This is a genomic window from Micromonospora sp. NPDC006431 (assembly GCF_042870725.1).
Classification (GTDB): domain Bacteria; phylum Actinomycetota; class Actinomycetes; order Mycobacteriales; family Micromonosporaceae; genus Micromonospora.
In genome coordinates, this window is sequence record NZ_JBIAHQ010000003.1 from 12,953 (window position 1) to 27,397 (window position 14,445).

The window sequence follows — 14,445 nt, forward strand, 5'->3', positions numbered from 1 at the left end:
ACCAGCGGCGCGCTGACCGCCGCTGGTGCGCGGGGCGGTGTCCGGGGCCGGGGTGGGTGCGTTCAGGCGTCCAGGGCCGCGGGGCGGCGTCCAGGGCGCCAGCCGCGCCGGCGGCCGTGAATCAGGATCGGCCGGAGCGCCAGCAGGGCGACGGCCAGCAGCCCGCCGACCGCGGCCACCCAGATCGCCACGGTCCGCTGCCACGCGAGCGGGTCGGCCGGCGGCGTCGGCTTCGGCAGCGCGCCGAGCGGCGGGTCGGTCCGGCTCCCCAGCAGGCTGGTCACCGCCCGGTACGGGTTGACCATGCCGTACCCGACCTCGGCGTTGTGCCCGTCCGGCGGGTTGTCGGCCGTCTGGGTCAGCCGGAAGGCGATCTCCTTCGGGGAAAGGTCCGGGTGGGCGGCGCGGACCAGCGCGGCCACCCCCGAGACGTACGCGGTCGCGAAGCTGGTGCCGCCCTGCGGCTCCGCCCGGTATCCCGACCCCTGTGGCGCCGGGCCGACGATCTTCAGCCCGGGGCCGGCGATGTCCACGTAGTCGCCGGTGACCGAGCTGCCGACGTGCTCGCCCGCGTCGTCGATGCCGGCGACGGCGATGACCCCCGGGTACGCGGCCGGGTACCCCGGCTGGTCCTGCTGGTTCTCCTGCCGGTTGCCGGCGGCGGCCACCACGACGACCCCCTTGTCGAGGGCGTAGTCCACGGCGTCCTTCAGCCGGGGGTCGTCCAGCGTCACCAGGGACAGGTTGATCACGTCGGCCTTGTGGTCGGCCGCCCACTTGATCGCCCGGCCGATCTCGGCCGGGATCGACTCGTCGAAGGTGCGTTGGTTGTCGGCCAGCACCCGGACCGGCAGGATCTTGGCCTCGGGCGCGATCCCGCTGTACGGCACGCCGGTGCCCTCCTTGCCGGCGATGATGCCGGCCACCAGGGTGCCGTGGCCGACGAGGTCGCACTGTCCCTTGAGGTGGACCAGGTTGTTGAAGTCCTCACCGGGCAGCACCCGGCCGCGCAGCAGGGGGTGGCTGGGGGAGACGCCGGAGTCGATGACCGCCACGGTGACGCCCTGGCCCCGGGTGACCCGCCAGGCCGCCGCCGGGTCGAGCCGCTCCAGCGCCCAGGACGCCTCGGTCGGGGCGGGGCCGCCGGGCGGGCCGCACTTCGGGGCCGCCGAGGCGGGCCCGGGCGCCACCAGGACGGCGCCGAGCAGGGCGGCCGCTCCCGCTCCACAGAGGATGGACCGGATCCGGTGCCCGGTACGGACGCGCACCGTCGTCCCGTCCGGCCGCAAGCTGTCGCGCACGCGCTGAGATTACCGTCGGCGCGCCGGTCGTGCGGTGACGGGAGCCGCCGGGGTCGGTCACGCCTCGGCGGCGCGCCTGTCGGCCGGTTCGGTGGTGAAGAGCGCGAGCAGGGCACCGACCTGCTGGTCGGCCTCCGCCGGGTGCCGGAAGTGGCCGCTCGGGTTGATCGTGTACTCGTTGCGCCGGCCGACCCGGGTGCGCCGCAGGTAGCCGCCGGCCGCCAGGTCGGCGACGATCGCCTGGGCGGCCCGCTCGGTCACCCCCACCTCGTCGGCCACGTCACGCAGCCGCGCGGTGGGGTTGCGCGCGATGGCCAGCAGCACGTGCCCGTGGTTGGTGAGGAAGGTCCAGTTCCGGCCGCTCCCGTTCTCGCCCGCTGTCGTCGCCATGGTGGTCATGGTATGGCCCCGCGCCGGTGTCGACCGGCCCCGGGCGGCGGCGGGCCGCGGGCGGCCGCCCGTCAAGTGACCGGTGACGTATGAAATCCGTATCACGTAAATCTTGACGTGTCTTGGCTCGGGTGTGACCGTGGTGGTCGAGGCCGCCTCTGCCGCCGGCCCGGCTGACCAGGTCGTTTCGCGCGAGGACGAGGTGAGTGCAGTGCTGCCGACCAATCCCGAACAGGCGCTCGCCGAGCTGTTCGCCGGCAACGGGCGATTCGTCGCCGGCGTACCCCGTCATCCCAACCAGGACGCCGAGCACCGCGCCGCCGTCGCCGACGGCCAGCACCCGTTCGCGGTGATCGTGGGCTGCGCCGACTCCCGGCTCGCCGCCGAGATCATCTTCGACCGTGGCCTCGGTGACCTGTTCGTGGTGCGGACCGCCGGCCACACCGTCGGCCCCGAGGTGCTCGGCAGCGTCGAGTACGCGGTCACCGTGCTGGGCACCCCGCTGGTGGTGGTGCTCGGCCACGACTCGTGCGGCGCGGTGCAGGCCGCCCGCGAGGTGGTCGCCACCGGCACGCCCCCCGCCGGCCACCTCGGCGCGTTGGTGGACGCCGTCGTGCCCAGCCTGGCCCGAGCCGCCCGGGAGGGTGTCGAGGACCTCGACGAGATCGTCGACATCCACATCGCGCGGACCGTGGAGGCGCTGCTGGCCCGGTCCGCCGTGCTCGCCGAGCGGGTGGCGGCCGGGCGGTGCGGGGTGGTCGGCATGTCGTACCGGCTCAGCGCGGGCGAGGTGCGGACGGTGGCCGAGGTGCCGGCCGGCAAGCCGAGCGCGACGCTGCCGGGCGCGGCCACGCCCGCGGACCCGGCACCCACCGCCGTCGCCGGTTGAGTCCTTCCTGACGCCGAGGGGCCGCCCCGCGCGGTCGCGGAACGGCCCCTCGGCGTGGTACTCCGGCTACAGCAGCGACACGTGCACGTGGTCGGTGTGGTTGGAGGGCCCGCTGTAGGACTTCCAACCGGTCGCCGGGAACCAGATCTGCCGGTTCCAGATCACGTAGTAGACGCCCAGCCGGTCGGCGTTGCGGATCAGGAACGCGGCGAGGTTGTTGCCGTACATCCGCATGTCGTTGTTGTGCCAGGGGGAGAAGCCGCTGCGCTGTAGCGACCAGTCGCAGGCCCGGCCCTTGGGGTGCTCCCAGGGACCGCCCGGGCGGTAACAGCCCACGAAGCGGTCGAAGCCGGCCCGCTTGACCTCCTTGTACATGTGCAGCGTGCGCGGGGTGATGTAGCCCGAGGTGGTCGGATCCTTCACGCTGCGTGACTCGGGCTTCCACCCTCCGTCAGCCGTCCGCCCGGGAGCGATCCGGGCGACCGGGGAGGTGGCCGCGACCAGACCCGCGGTGAAACCCCGCCCGCCGACCAGCCGCAGGGCCTTCTCCGCCTCGGCCTTCTCGCGCCGCATCGCGTTGGTCTGCTTCTGCTGCTCGCGGATCTCCGCATCGAGCGCGATCTTGGCCTGCTCCGCGCGGTTCTTCGCGGCGTTGACCTCGGCGAGCTTCTGCGCGTTCATCAGGTTCAGTTCGTCGAGGGCGGAGGCCCGCTGGACGAACGAGTCGGGCGCGTTGCTCTCCAGCAGCAGGGCCATCGCGCCGATCCGGCCGGTCCGATAGGACTGCGTGGCGATCTGGCTCACCTGCGGCCGCAGCGCGTCCAGGTCGGCCTGCGCCGCCCGGATCTCGAGGGCCAACTGGAGTTGGCGCTGCTTCGACTTGTCCAGCTTCGCCTTGGCCTGCAGGAAGCCGCGATTGGCGGCATCGATGACCTCGGTGATGAGCGGAGGATCGTTGTCCTCCTCGTGGCCCGATGGGTTGGGGGTGTTGGGTGCGGCCAGCGCCGGGGTGGGCCCGGCGACGATGGCGAACGCGGTGAGCACGGCCACCACAGGTGTCAACCAGCGGCGCAGGGGTGCCGTCAACAGTGTTCCCTTCCGTCGACCGCCGACCGGGTTAGCTGTCGGGTTCGGGACGGAAGTGGCCCCTACCGCTCGCGCGGATTCACCCCAGGTACCTGGTTCCCCGGTTCGCCACAGGGCGATTGGGCGGTGGTACCGCTGGCGCCGGTGCGCGCCTTCGGCGGTTACCGGCAGCGAGGTTACCCGAGAGGCGGGTCGGCGATCTACGTCCGGAAGCCGACCAATCGCACGTTTTCGTCGTCGCCCTGCGTGACCAGCGTCGCGTTCGCGCCGGCCGGTCACGCTGCGGAGTGTCACCATGCGGCTTCCGTGCTCCTCTCCGGTCCGGATCGTCCGGTGGCCGCTCCGCCGAGTGCCTCCAGCGCGTCGTGCCGTTCGGCCGGCGGCCGGGACGACGGCGGGCGGGGTCCGGCGTCCGTCGCGGCGCCGGCCCGTCCGGCCGTCCGGACCACCGCCGCCAGACCGGTGGTCAGCGGTACGGCGGCGATCAGGCCGAGCGTGGCCACCGCGCTCCGGACGATCTCCTGCGCCATGAACTCGCTGGTGAGGATCTCGCCCACCGGTCGCGAGTCGGCGACCAGCAGGAGCAGCAGCGGCAGCGACGCGCCCGCGTACGCCAGCACGATGGTGTTGACGGTGGAGGCGATGTGCGCGCGGCCCACCCGGGTGGCCGCCCGGTAGAGCTGCATCCGGGACAGCCCCGGGTTCGCGTTCGCCAGCTCGGTGACCGTGGCCGCCTGGGTGACGGTGACGTCGTCCAGCACGCCGAGCGAGCCGATGATGATGCCGGCCAGGAGCAACCCGTGCAGGTCGACGTTCTGCTGGAACATCGACAGCGTGGTGGCGTCCTCGCTGCCGTAGCCGGTCAGGTGGGTGGCCGCGGTGGCCAGGGTGCCGAGGATGCCGGTCAGCACCAGGCTGCCCAGGGTGCCGAGCACCGCCACCGAGGTTTCGGCGGTGATCCCGTGGGTCAGGTAGAGCACCACGAACATGATCAGCGCGGCGCCGACGATCGCCACCAGCAGCGGCGGCTGGCCGGCGCCGATCCCGGGCAGCACGAAGCCGAGCAGCACGGCGAAGCTTGCCACCAGGCCGCCCAGCGCGGCCAGTCCGCGCCAGCGCCCGAACGCCACGATGGCGACGGCGAACAGCACGGCCAGCCAGACCAGCGGCGTGCCGCGCTGGTGCTCGGCGATGTTGTAGGTCTTGATCGTCAGGTCGGCCGGGTCCATCAGCTCGACGAGGATGATCTTGTCACCGACCTCGACCCGGGGTGCCCCGGGGCCGGACGGGAGGGGTGCCTCGACCTGCCGGCCGGCGTCCGGGCCCTGCTCGGCGGCGACCGTCGCGGTTCCGCACGGCCCCGTGGCCTGGCCGGTGCCGTCGTCCTCCGGCGTCGGCGGACACGGCTCGGTCACCACCCGGGTCACCGTGCCGTGGTAACGCGGCAGGTCCGCGCCACCCGTCGGCTCCCGGCTGTCCCGCGGCCACAGCACCAGCGCGGCGACCACGGTCACCAGGAACAGCGGCACCACCGTCGCGACGAGGATCCGTCGCACCCCGGGCGGGGCGGGCGGAGCGGGACGGGTGTGGTCGGCGCCCATGGCGTGTCTCCCAACGAGTCACAGCGCGATACGTGTCACCGGGCTGGTCGGTTCACCGGGCCGGCGCTGGCGCCGGCGGGGGGAGTGCAGGCCGGTCGCCGCCGGGAATGGTAGCCAGGTCCGGGGGCGCGACGCAGGCGATGAGCGATCTCCGGTGGTTCCTGCCGGCCCGGCCCGGCGCACCCACTAGCGTGGTTCTCGTGCGTACGGCGCCAGCGGTGACGACCGGACCGTGGGTCCGGCTCCTGCTGCTGCTCTGCACCCTGGTCGGGCTGACCGCCATGCACACTCTCGGCCACGGCACGCACGCCTCCGGCGGCCCGGGGGACCACGCGGCGGCCAACCACGCCGCCCCGCCGGCCGCGGTGGCCGGTCCCGCCACTCTGCCGGCCGCGGTGGCCGGCTGGGCCGGCGACTGCCCGGGTGACGGCTGCGGCCCGGCCCGGGTCCTCCCGCCGACGGACGCCCAGGCCCGGCTGCTCCCGCTGGGTGATCCCGGCGGCGACCGGTCCGGCTGGAGCATCTGCCTGGCCGTGCTCGGCGCGTTCGCCGTCACGCTGCTGGTCGCGCTGCTGCTGCGGGCCGGGGCCCGGACCTACGGGCCGGCCGCCAGGGTGGCCCTCCGGGCCGCCCCAGGACCGCGCGCCCCGCCGCCCCGACCGTACGGGCTGCGCCTGGCGACGGTGTCGGTGCTGCGCAGATAGGACGCCCCGGCGCGGGTGGACCGGAAGACCGGTCACCCCGCGTCCGCCGTCCGCTGCGTAGGTTTCGACACCGAAAGGCCATTCCATGTCCACTCGTACCCTCGCGCGTCGGGCCGCCCTGGCCGGCGTGACCGTAGCCGCCGCGCTCGCCCTCACCGGCTGTGGCGGTGGCGACCACCCGATCGCCGGCACCGGCCACGACACGCCCGCCACGGGATCGCCCTCCCCCGGGGCCTCCTTCGGCGAGGCGGACGTGACGTTCGCCCAGATGATGATCCCGCACCACCGGCAGGCCGTGGCGATGGCCGAGCTGGCCGACGACCGGGCCGCCGACCCCGAGGTGCGGAGGTTGGCCGGGCAGATCAAGGCGGCCCAGGCGCCGGAGATCGCCAGCATGACCGACTGGCTCAGCGCATGGGGCCGGCCGGTGCCTCCGGCCAGTGCCGGCCACGGCATGCCGGGGATGGACCACGGCATGCCCGGGATGATGTCCGACGCCGACCTGGCGACGCTGAAGGCGTCGTCCGGGGCCGACTTCGACCGGCAGTTCCTGACCATGATGATCGCCCACCACGAGGGTGCGCTCACGATGGCGCAGGCGGAGCTGACCGGGGGCGCCAATCCCGAGGCCAGGGCGCTCGCCCAGCGGATCGTCGACGCCCAGCGGGCCGAGATCGACAGCATGCGGAAGCTGCTCGACGGGCGCTGACACCGCAGCCGTTGGGGGCCGGACGCGCCGTCCGGCCCCCAACGGGCCTGGTCAGCCGCGCTTCATCAGCCGGCCGACGGCGGCCATCATCTCGGTGGCCATCTCGTCGGCGCGACCCTCGGCCGCACCCTCGTGCATGCAGTGCCGCGCGTGCCCGTCGAGCAGGCCGAGGCCGACCTTGTCCAGGGCGGCCTGGATGGCGGAGATCTGGGTCAGCACGTCGATGCAGTAGCGGTCGTCCTCGACCATCTTCTCGATGCCGCGGACCTGGCCCTCGATACGGCGGAGCCGCGCGAGCAGCTGGTCCTTGCTGGCGGTGTAGCCCCGGGTCGGGGTCGTCGGTGCGGTCATGGCGTCCAGGATAGCGTACCCCTCTGGGGTATGGTACGGTCCTCTTCGTTAGCTGATACCCCCACGGGGTAGCGGTAACAGGAGAGTGGCGCAGTCTCTCCACCAGTTACCCCCAGGGGGTATAGGGTGGGGGCGGCGAGAGGGGAGTTGCGATGGTCACCACCACGTACCAGGTGCAGGGCATGACCTGCGGGCACTGCGTCAACTCGGTCAGCACCGAGGTGAGCGCCATCCCGGGCGTCACGGACGTCCAGGTCGACCTGGCCTCCGGCCAGGTCACCGTCACCAGTGAGAGCCCGTTGGCCACGGACGCCGTCCGCGCCGCCGTGGACGAGGCCGGCTACGACCTCGTCGGGGCGTGACGGGTCCGCGGACCCGAAGGAACCGAGGTACCCCATGAACACGACGACGAAGCTGAGCGGCTTCGCCCTCGGCCTCGCGGCGGTGTTCGGCGCGGCGTACGGGGTCGGTCACCTGGCCGGCCCCGTCGCCCCGCCCGCCGTGACCCCGCACGACACCACCGACGGCGATCACGGTGACGGAGGTCACGGCGACGCCGGCCACACGGCGGCCGCCACCGACCACCTGCCCGGCGGGCTGCTCGTCTCCGACCGCGGCTACACGCTGCAGCCGGTGAGCGCCCCGGCCGGCGAGTTCGCCTTCCGGATCACCGGCCCCGACGGCCGGCCGGTCACCCGCTACGACGTGGCGCACGACAAGCGCATGCACCTGATCGTCGCCCGGCGTGACCTCTCCGGGTTCCGGCACGTCCACCCCGAGTTGGCCGCCGACGGCACCTGGCGGGTCGCCTCGCCGCTCGCCGGCGCCGGCACCTGGCGGGCGTTCGCCGACTTCACCCCGACCGGCGGCGTGCCGCTGACGCTCGGGGTCGACGTCACGGTCCCCGGCACGCTGGCCGACCGGCCGCTGCCGGCACCCGCCACCAGCACCACCGTCGACGGCTACACCGTCACCCTCGGCGGCACCCCGCAGCCGGGCCGCACCAGCCAGCTCACCCTGACCGTGAGCCGGGACGGCCGGCCGGTCACCGACCTCCAGCCCTACCTCGGGGCGTACGGGCACCTGGTGGCGCTGCGGCAGGGCGACCTGGCCTACCTGCACGTGCACCCGGAGGGCGCGCCCGGTGACGGGCGGACCGCGGCCGGGCCGGCGGTCACCTTCTCCGCTGAGGTGCCCTCGGCCGGGACGTACCGCCTCTACCTGGACTTCCGGCACGGCGACGCGGTGCACACCGCGGAGTTCACCGTCGTGGCCGGCGACCCGGGCGCGCCGGCGACGGGCGCGCCGGCCCCGACCACCACACCGACCCCGGAGGCCGACCACGGCACCCCGGGTCACGGGCACAATTGACCGGAGGTGCCGCGATGACATCGACCGCCAAGAGCGCGGGCTCTTCGTCCCTGCCGGTCGCGCCGAACCAGATCGAACTCGCGATCGGCGGCATGACCTGCGCCTCCTGCGCAGCCCGCATCGAGAAGAAGCTCAACCGGATGAACGGCGTCGAGGCCACGGTCAACTACGCCACCGAGAAGGCCACCGTCCGGTACGCCGACGACGTGACGCCGGACGACCTGATCGCCACGGTGGAGAAGACCGGCTACACGGCAGCCGTACCGCCCCCGCCGGCCCAGGCCCTGGCCGAGGCGACCGCCGAGCCGGTGGACGAGCTGCGCGGGCTGCGTACCCGGCTGTGGGTCTCGGTCGCGCTGGCCGTGCCGGTGATCCTGCTCGCCATGGTGCCCGCCTGGCAGTTCACCTACTGGCAGTGGCTGTCGTTGACCCTGGCCGCCCCGGTCGTGGTCTACGGCGGGCTGCCGTTCCACCGGGCCGCCTGGATCAACCTGCGGCACGGCGCGGCGACCATGGACACCCTGGTGTCGCTCGGCACTCTCGCCGCGTTCGGCTGGTCGCTCTGGGCGCTCTTCCTGGGTGACGCCGGGATGCCCGGGATGGTGCACCCGTTCCGCTTCGACATCACCCGCGGCGACGGCGCCGGCAACATCTATCTCGAGGCGGCGGCCGGGGTCACCGCCTTCATCCTCGCCGGCCGTTACTTCGAGGCCCGGTCCAAGCGGACCGCCGGCGCCGCCCTGCGGGCCCTGCTCGAGCTGGGCGCCAAGGACGTCGCGGTGCTTCGCGGCGACCGGGAGACCCGGATCCCGGTGGACCAGCTGGTGGTCGGGGACCGGTTCGTGGTCCGGCCCGGCGAGAAGATCGCCACCGACGGCGTGGTCGAGGAGGGCACCTCGGCCGTCGACGCCAGCATGCTCACCGGCGAATCGGTCCCGGTCGAGGTCGGGCCCGGCGCCACCGTCGTCGGCGCCACCGTCAACGCCGGCGGCCGGCTGGTCGTGCGGGCCACCCGGATCGGCGGAGACACCCAGCTCGCCCAGATGGCCAAGCTGGTCGAGGCGGCGCAGACCGGCAAGGCAGCCGTGCAGCGGCTCGCCGACCGGATCTCCGGGATCTTCGTGCCGATCGTGATCGCCCTGGCCGCCGGCACGCTGGGCTGGTGGTTCGGCACCGGGGCGGGGACGACGGCGGCGTTCACCGCCGCGGTGGCCGTCCTGATCATCGCCTGCCCGTGCGCCCTCGGCCTGGCCACCCCGACCGCGCTGCTGGTCGGCACCGGGCGGGGTGCCCAGCTCGGCATCCTGATCAAGGGCCCCGAGGTGCTGGAGTCGACCCGCCAGGTCGACACGGTGGTGCTGGACAAGACCGGCACGGTAACCACCGGCAGGATGACGCTGGTCGACGTGCTCCCGGCCGCCGGTCAGGACGCCGACGAGCTGCTCCAGCTGGCCGGCGCGCTGGAGGCCGCCTCCGAGCACCCGATCGCCCGGGCGATCGCCGACGGTGCCGCGGGGGCCGGCCCGGTGCCCCCGGTCACCGGCTTCGCCAACGCGGAAGGGCTCGGCGTTGCCGGCTCGGTCGACGGCCGGGACGTGGTCGTCGGGCGGCTCCGGCTGCTGCGGGAGCGGGGTCTGGACGTACCCGAGGAGGTCGTGCGGGCGGCGACCGAGGCGGAGGCCGCCGGCCGGACGGCGGTCCTGGCCGGCTGGGACGGCCGGGCCCGTGGCGTGCTGGCGGTGGCCGACGTGGTGAAGCCGACCAGCGCGGCGGCCATCGCCCGGCTGCGCGAACTCGGGCTCACCCCGGTGCTGCTCACCGGCGACAACACCACCGTCGCGAAGGCGGTGGCCGCCGAGGTCGGCATCGACCAGGTGATCGCCGAGGTGCTGCCGGCCGACAAGGTCGAGGTGGTGCAGCGCCTCCAGGCCGAGGGGCGGACGGTCGCGATGGTGGGGGACGGCATCAACGACGCCGCCGCCCTGGCCCAGGCCGACCTCGGGCTGGCCATGGGCACCGGCACCGACGTGGCGATCGAGGCGTCCGACCTGACCCTGGTCCGGGGTGACCTGATGGCGGCCGTGGACGCCATCCGGCTCTCCCGGCGGACCCTCGGCATCATCAAGGGCAACCTGTTCTGGGCCTTCGCCTACAACGTGGCGGCTCTGCCGCTGGCCGCCGCCGGCCTGCTCAACCCGATGATCGCCGGCGCCGCGATGGCCTTCTCGTCGGTCTTCGTGGTGGCGAACAGCCTCCGGCTGCGGCGCTTCCGGCCGGTCGGCTGACCTCCGCACCCGCCGCCGGTCCCGGTCCGCCCGGGGCCGGCGGCCGGCGTCTCGCTCACCGGCATCTCGCCGACCCGGCGTGCCGCGCGCGGGCCGCGTCCGGCGGTCGCGCCGGATCCTTGGCACACTCGATCCGTCGCCGCTCGATCTGCCCGGGGCGCGGGCGGCGGCCCAGGACGGAGCCCCGGGTGACCACGCGCCGTCACCGACGGCCGACGACCGTACGGGGAGAACCATGTCGGGTACCGCCGCCATCCGTGCCGCCGCCCTGGTGACCATGACGGCCCTCGCCACGGCCTGCCAGCCGTCCCCGGAGGAGGACACCGGGGCGTCGACGGGCAACTGGGCGGGCCCGCCGACCGCCTCCGCCACCGCACCGGCCCCGACCGCCACCGCGTCGCCGTCGCCGGTGACCGCGGCCAACACCGCCGCGGTCTGTGCCGAGGTCGACAAGCTCATCATCGCCAAGAGCAAGGAGATCGCCGCCGACTCCGCCGCGGCCACCCGCCGGGACCTCACTCCCGAGCAGATCAACGACCAGGTCAAGGCGAATCTCGCCGACCTGGCCGACGACGTACGCCGGCAGGCCACCCGGGCGCAGGATCCGGAGATCAAGGCGCTCGTGACGGACGCCGCGCGGCGGATCGACGTCGGGGCGAAGTCGTCCGCGCCGGTCACGTGGCTGAGCGCCAGCTTCGTCGAGATCCCGCAGCGGCTGGCCCGGGAGTGCCGCGCCTGACCGGTGTGCTGGCCCGGGGCGGCTGTTCCGAATCAGCGCTCCACGGCCAGGCGCGCGGCGCGTACCTCCAGGTAGCGCTGCTCGGGCAGGCTGGTCGTCGCGCGCGCGGCGGCCAGGTAAGCCTCCCGCGCCTCGTCCCGGTCGCCGGCCATTTCGAGCAGGTGGGCGCGGACCGCGGCGAGCCGGTGGTGCCCGGCCGTGCGGTCGTCCGAGTCCAGCGGGGCCAGCAGGGCGAGCCCGGCCCGGGGACCGTCCACCATGGCCACCGCGGCGGCCTGGTTGAGGGTGACCATCGGGTTCGGCGCGATCCGGGCGAGTACCCGGTAGAGCGCGACGATCTGCGGCCAGTCCGTCTCCGCCGCCGACGGCGCCTCGGCGTGCACCGCCGCGATCGCCGCCTGCACCTGGTACGGACCCGGTGGCGACCAGGTCAGCGCCTCGGTCACCAGGGCGATGCCCTCCTCGATCTCGCTCCGGTCCCAGCGGGTGCGGTCCTGCTCGGTCAGCGGCACCAGCTCCCCGCCCGGGCCGGTCCGGGCGGCCCGGTGTGCGTCGGTGAGCAGCATCAGCGCGAGCAGCCCGGTGACCTCGCCGTCGTCCGGGAGCAGCCGGTGCAGTTCCCGGGCCAGCCGGATCGCCTCGCCGGTCAGCTCCGCCCGGTGCAGTTCGCCGCCGCTGGAGGCGGTGTACCCCTCGTTGAAGACCAGGTAGAGCACGTGCAGCACGGCCCGCAGCCGCTCGTCGCGGTCGGCGGCCGAGGGCAGCGCGAAGCGGGCACCGGCCGCCTCGATCCGCTGCTTGGCCCGGCGGATCCGCTGGCTCATCGTGGCCTCCGGCACCAGGTACGCCCGGGCGATCTCGGCCGTGCTCAGCCCGCCCACGGCACGTAGCGTGAGTGCCACCTGGGCGGAGCCGGTGAGCGCCGGATGGCAGCAGAGGAAGAGCAGCTTCAGCGTGTCGTCCGCACTCGGCGGCTCCTCGTCGGCGGCCGGCGCGACCGCCGCGTACGCCGGCTCGCGGACCGCCACCGCGACCTCGCGGTCCCGGCGAGCCCGCTCGCTGCGCCACTCGTCGGTGAGCCGACGGGTCGCCACGGTGACCAGCCACGAGCGGGGGTGGTCCGGCACGCCCTGCTCCGGCCACTGCGTGGCGGCGGCGAGCAGTGCCTCCTGCACGGCGTCCTCGCAGGCGTAGAACTGGCCGTGCCGGCGCACGAGCACGCCGAGGACCTGCGGCGCGAGGGTGCGCAGCAGGTCCTCGACGACGGGGAACGTCACATCTCCGTCCCGGCCTGGTCCATCACCGGACGCACCTCCAGCACCCCGAATCCGCGCCGCACGTCCGGCCAGTTCGCGGCGATCTCGGCGGCCCGCTCCGGGGTCTCGCAGTCGACCATCAGGTAGCCGGCGAACTGTTCCTTGCTCTCCACGAACGGCCCGTCGGTGATCTCGACGCCGGCGGCGCCGGTCCGGACCGTACGGGTCTGCGACGGGTGGGCCAGGGCCTCCCCGCCGACCAGTTCACCGGACTCGGTCAGCCGCTTCATGATGTCGTCGACCTCGCCGAAGATCGCGTTCCGATCCGCCTCGGACAGCTCCTCGACGAAGCCGGGCCGGTTCCAGATCAGCAGCATGTACTTCACGGTCCACTCCTCGGGTACGGGCCACCGGCGGTGGCGCCTCTCGCAGACGGGTCGGAGCCGGGACGTCCGATCCGACATCTTCCCCGAAAAAATCAGCGGCCCCGCTGTACCGGCCGGCGTGCCGGGGCGCCGACCTCCAGCGAGGCCCGGTCGGCGGCCGAGGTGCCCGAGGTCCAGCCCTCGGCGTCGCGTACCTGGAGCCGGTGCCGGGTGACGCCGGGAAAGAGCTGGTCGACGCGCTCCCGGACGGCGTCCGAGCGGGCGGCGAGCACCGGGAGCAGCCGGTCACCGCCGCGCTCCCCGGCCGCCTCCCGGTCCGCCGCCGCGGTGACCGCCCGCAGCCGCTCCCCGATGCGCAGCGCGAACGCGTTGAGGAAGGACTCGTCGTAGCCCTTGGTGCGCCGGCCGCGGCCCGCGCGGCGCTCGCCCCGGCCGCGCAGCATCGCCGCGGTGGCCTGCACCAGCAGCGAGGTGTGCAGCAGCTCGACCGCCGCCAGGTCGGCCGGGAAGCCGAGCACGGTGGCGAAGCCGAGGTCGTCGGACCACACCGACTCGCACCGGTTCGCCGCCGCCACCTCCTGGATCAGCAGCGCCTTCGCCGCCGCGTACGGGGCGTCGGTGCCGAGCCGGACGCCGCTGGGCTGGTCCGGCCGCTCGGCGGTCGCGTCGAGCAGGGCGGCGTCGATGCTGTGCCGGGCCATCAGCTCCTGCGCCTTCCCGGTGAGCGCTTCCGCCTCGGCCGGGAAGGTGGTCGACTCAGCCTTGGCCAGCAGGGCGCGTACCCGGTCCAGCATCCGCGAGCCGGTGGCCGGTGTGGCGGTCCGCGAGGTGGCGGCCGGACCGCCCGGTGGCGGGCGGAGGACCGCGACCGGCGGCAGCGCCTCGACCAGCCCGACCGCGTCGACCGCGTCCCGCAGCGCGGTGATCCGGTCGCCGCCGGCCTGGCGGTCCAGCCAGCCGGCGTCACCGTCCCAGCGCGCGTCCAGCTCGGCGAGCTGGTCGTCGAACCACTGCGGGACCGGGCCTGGCTGCTCCCGCCGTTGGGCGGCCAGCACGCCCCGGAGCAGTTGCACGCCCCGGGGTGCCAGCCGCCGGGCCGCGATGCGGTCCAGGTCGACCGGCTGCCAGCCCCGCGGCCAGAGCCGCCCGACGCCCCGGGTCAGGCGGGCGAGCAGCACCGCGTCCACCGCCGGGCCGTCGCCGACCACCAGCCGGTCGAGGGCGCGTTCGGCCGCCCGTACGTCGGTGCCGCGCGCCGCCGCGAGGGCGTCGGCGAGCAGCTGCTCGGCGTCCGGCACGCTGGGCCCTCCTCTTCTCGGGGTCGTCCGGCGGGCGCGCCATGATCCACTCGGGGTGCGGCAGTTCAGGCCGTCACCG

15 protein-coding genes and 1 riboswitch are annotated in these 14,445 nt (G+C 74.5%); of the genes, 7 read left to right on the plus strand and 8 right to left on the minus strand.

Annotated features, from left to right (window positions below; translation table 11 throughout):
* Positions 1–62: 62 nt before the first annotated feature.
* Together mycP and ACFYM6_RS06415 are read right to left on the minus strand one after the other, a co-directional pair.
* A complete protein-coding gene (gene mycP / locus ACFYM6_RS06410) occupies positions 63–1,301 on the minus strand; it encodes a type VII secretion-associated serine protease mycosin (RefSeq protein ID WP_387272851.1) in 1,239 nt (412 codons plus the stop codon).
* A 57-nt stretch (positions 1,302–1,358) separates the two neighbouring features.
* Positions 1,359–1,700, minus strand: a complete 342-nt coding sequence (locus tag ACFYM6_RS06415; RefSeq protein WP_387272853.1) for a helix-turn-helix transcriptional regulator — start codon at positions 1,698–1,700, stop codon at positions 1,359–1,361.
* Between the two features lie 202 nt (positions 1,701–1,902).
* On the opposite strand from ACFYM6_RS06415, the gene ACFYM6_RS06420 reads away from it, so the two are divergent.
* Positions 1,903–2,580, plus strand: coding sequence for a carbonic anhydrase (locus ACFYM6_RS06420; protein WP_387272855.1), 678 nt, complete (start codon positions 1,903–1,905; stop codon positions 2,578–2,580).
* A 66-nt stretch (positions 2,581–2,646) separates the two neighbouring features.
* Here the strand turns inward: ACFYM6_RS06420 and ACFYM6_RS06425 are convergent, their stop codons facing one another.
* Together ACFYM6_RS06425 and ACFYM6_RS06430 are read right to left on the minus strand one after the other, a co-directional pair.
* On the minus strand, positions 2,647–3,666 hold the full coding sequence (locus ACFYM6_RS06425) for a coiled-coil domain-containing protein (protein WP_387272857.1): 1,020 nt from the start codon (positions 3,664–3,666) through the stop codon (positions 2,647–2,649).
* Between the two features lie 5 nt (positions 3,667–3,671).
* Positions 3,672–3,802, minus strand: a riboswitch (cyclic di-AMP (ydaO/yuaA leader).
* Between the two features lie 154 nt (positions 3,803–3,956).
* The gene (locus ACFYM6_RS06430) at positions 3,957–5,267 is read right to left on the minus strand and encodes a YibE/F family protein (protein ID WP_387272859.1); all 1,311 of its coding nucleotides are present in this window, start codon (positions 5,265–5,267) and stop codon (positions 3,957–3,959) included.
* A gap of 200 nt (positions 5,268–5,467) precedes the next feature.
* Here ACFYM6_RS06430 and ACFYM6_RS06435 point away from each other — a divergent pair, with 200 nt between their 5' ends.
* Positions 5,468–5,971, plus strand: a complete 504-nt coding sequence (locus ACFYM6_RS06435) for a hypothetical protein (RefSeq protein WP_387272861.1) — start codon at positions 5,468–5,470, stop codon at positions 5,969–5,971.
* A gap of 85 nt (positions 5,972–6,056) precedes the next feature.
* The gene (locus tag ACFYM6_RS06440) at positions 6,057–6,680 is read left to right on the plus strand and encodes a DUF305 domain-containing protein (RefSeq protein WP_387272863.1); all 624 of its coding nucleotides are present in this window, start codon (positions 6,057–6,059) and stop codon (positions 6,678–6,680) included.
* Positions 6,681–6,731: 51 nt separating this feature from the next.
* On the opposite strand, the gene ACFYM6_RS06445 is transcribed toward ACFYM6_RS06440, so the two are convergent.
* The gene (locus ACFYM6_RS06445; RefSeq protein ID WP_046568942.1) at positions 6,732–7,031 is read right to left on the minus strand and encodes a metal-sensitive transcriptional regulator; all 300 of its coding nucleotides are present in this window, start codon (positions 7,029–7,031) and stop codon (positions 6,732–6,734) included.
* A 152-nt stretch (positions 7,032–7,183) separates the two neighbouring features.
* On the opposite strand from ACFYM6_RS06445, the gene ACFYM6_RS06450 reads away from it, so the two are divergent.
* The 4 genes from ACFYM6_RS06450 to ACFYM6_RS06465 all read left to right on the plus strand — a co-directional run bounded on the left by ACFYM6_RS06450 (position 7,184) and on the right by ACFYM6_RS06465 (position 11,426).
* Positions 7,184–7,393, plus strand: coding sequence for a heavy-metal-associated domain-containing protein (locus ACFYM6_RS06450; RefSeq protein ID WP_073839153.1), 210 nt, complete (start codon positions 7,184–7,186; stop codon positions 7,391–7,393).
* 34 nt (positions 7,394–7,427) lie between these two features.
* Positions 7,428–8,402: a hypothetical protein gene (locus tag ACFYM6_RS06455; protein WP_387272865.1), complete on the plus strand. Its 975-nt coding sequence runs from the start codon at positions 7,428–7,430 to the stop codon at positions 8,400–8,402.
* A 14-nt stretch (positions 8,403–8,416) separates the two neighbouring features.
* Entirely contained in the window at positions 8,417–10,687 is a 2,271-nt protein-coding gene (locus tag ACFYM6_RS06460; protein WP_387272867.1) for a heavy metal translocating P-type ATPase, read from the plus strand.
* 235 nt (positions 10,688–10,922) lie between these two features.
* Positions 10,923–11,426 (plus strand): hypothetical protein, encoded by a 504-nt coding sequence (locus ACFYM6_RS06465; protein WP_387272869.1) that lies wholly within the window; start codon positions 10,923–10,925, stop codon positions 11,424–11,426.
* A gap of 32 nt (positions 11,427–11,458) precedes the next feature.
* On the opposite strand, the gene ACFYM6_RS06470 is transcribed toward ACFYM6_RS06465, so the two are convergent.
* The 3 genes from ACFYM6_RS06470 to ACFYM6_RS06480 all read right to left on the minus strand — a co-directional run bounded on the left by ACFYM6_RS06470 (position 11,459) and on the right by ACFYM6_RS06480 (position 14,366).
* Complete coding sequence (locus tag ACFYM6_RS06470; RefSeq protein ID WP_387272871.1) at positions 11,459–12,703, minus strand: RNA polymerase sigma factor; 1,245 nt, start codon at positions 12,701–12,703, stop codon at positions 11,459–11,461.
* Complete coding sequence (locus tag ACFYM6_RS06475) at positions 12,700–13,059, minus strand: YciI family protein (protein WP_387273723.1); 360 nt, start codon at positions 13,057–13,059, stop codon at positions 12,700–12,702. Before ACFYM6_RS06475 ends, ACFYM6_RS06470 begins: the two co-directional genes overlap by 4 nt.
* 101 nt (positions 13,060–13,160) lie before the next feature.
* The gene (locus tag ACFYM6_RS06480) at positions 13,161–14,366 is read right to left on the minus strand and encodes a DUF2786 domain-containing protein (protein WP_387272873.1); all 1,206 of its coding nucleotides are present in this window, start codon (positions 14,364–14,366) and stop codon (positions 13,161–13,163) included.
* Positions 14,367–14,445: the final 79 nt, after the last annotated feature.

Bases quoted from the DNA above. Each gene is read 5' to 3' on its own strand.
- ACFYM6_RS06415 (WP_387272853.1), bottom strand. From the start codon at position 1,700: ATGACCACCATGGCGACGACAGCGGGCGAGAACGGGAGCGGCCGGAAC.
- ACFYM6_RS06460 (WP_387272867.1), top strand. From the start codon at position 8,417: ATGACATCGACCGCCAAGAGCGCGGGCTCTTCGTCCCTGCCGGTCGCG.
- ACFYM6_RS06445 (WP_046568942.1), bottom strand. From the start codon at position 7,031: ATGACCGCACCGACGACCCCGACCCGGGGCTACACCGCCAGCAAGGAC.
- ACFYM6_RS06430 (WP_387272859.1), bottom strand. From the start codon at position 5,267: ATGGGCGCCGACCACACCCGTCCCGCTCCGCCCGCCCCGCCCGGGGTG.
- ACFYM6_RS06440 (WP_387272863.1), top strand. From the start codon at position 6,057: ATGTCCACTCGTACCCTCGCGCGTCGGGCCGCCCTGGCCGGCGTGACC.
- ACFYM6_RS06450 (WP_073839153.1), top strand. From the start codon at position 7,184: ATGGTCACCACCACGTACCAGGTGCAGGGCATGACCTGCGGGCACTGC.
- ACFYM6_RS06465 (WP_387272869.1), top strand. From the start codon at position 10,923: ATGTCGGGTACCGCCGCCATCCGTGCCGCCGCCCTGGTGACCATGACG.
- ACFYM6_RS06475 (WP_387273723.1), bottom strand. From the start codon at position 13,059: ATGCTGCTGATCTGGAACCGGCCCGGCTTCGTCGAGGAGCTGTCCGAG.
- ACFYM6_RS06455 (WP_387272865.1), top strand. From the start codon at position 7,428: ATGAACACGACGACGAAGCTGAGCGGCTTCGCCCTCGGCCTCGCGGCG.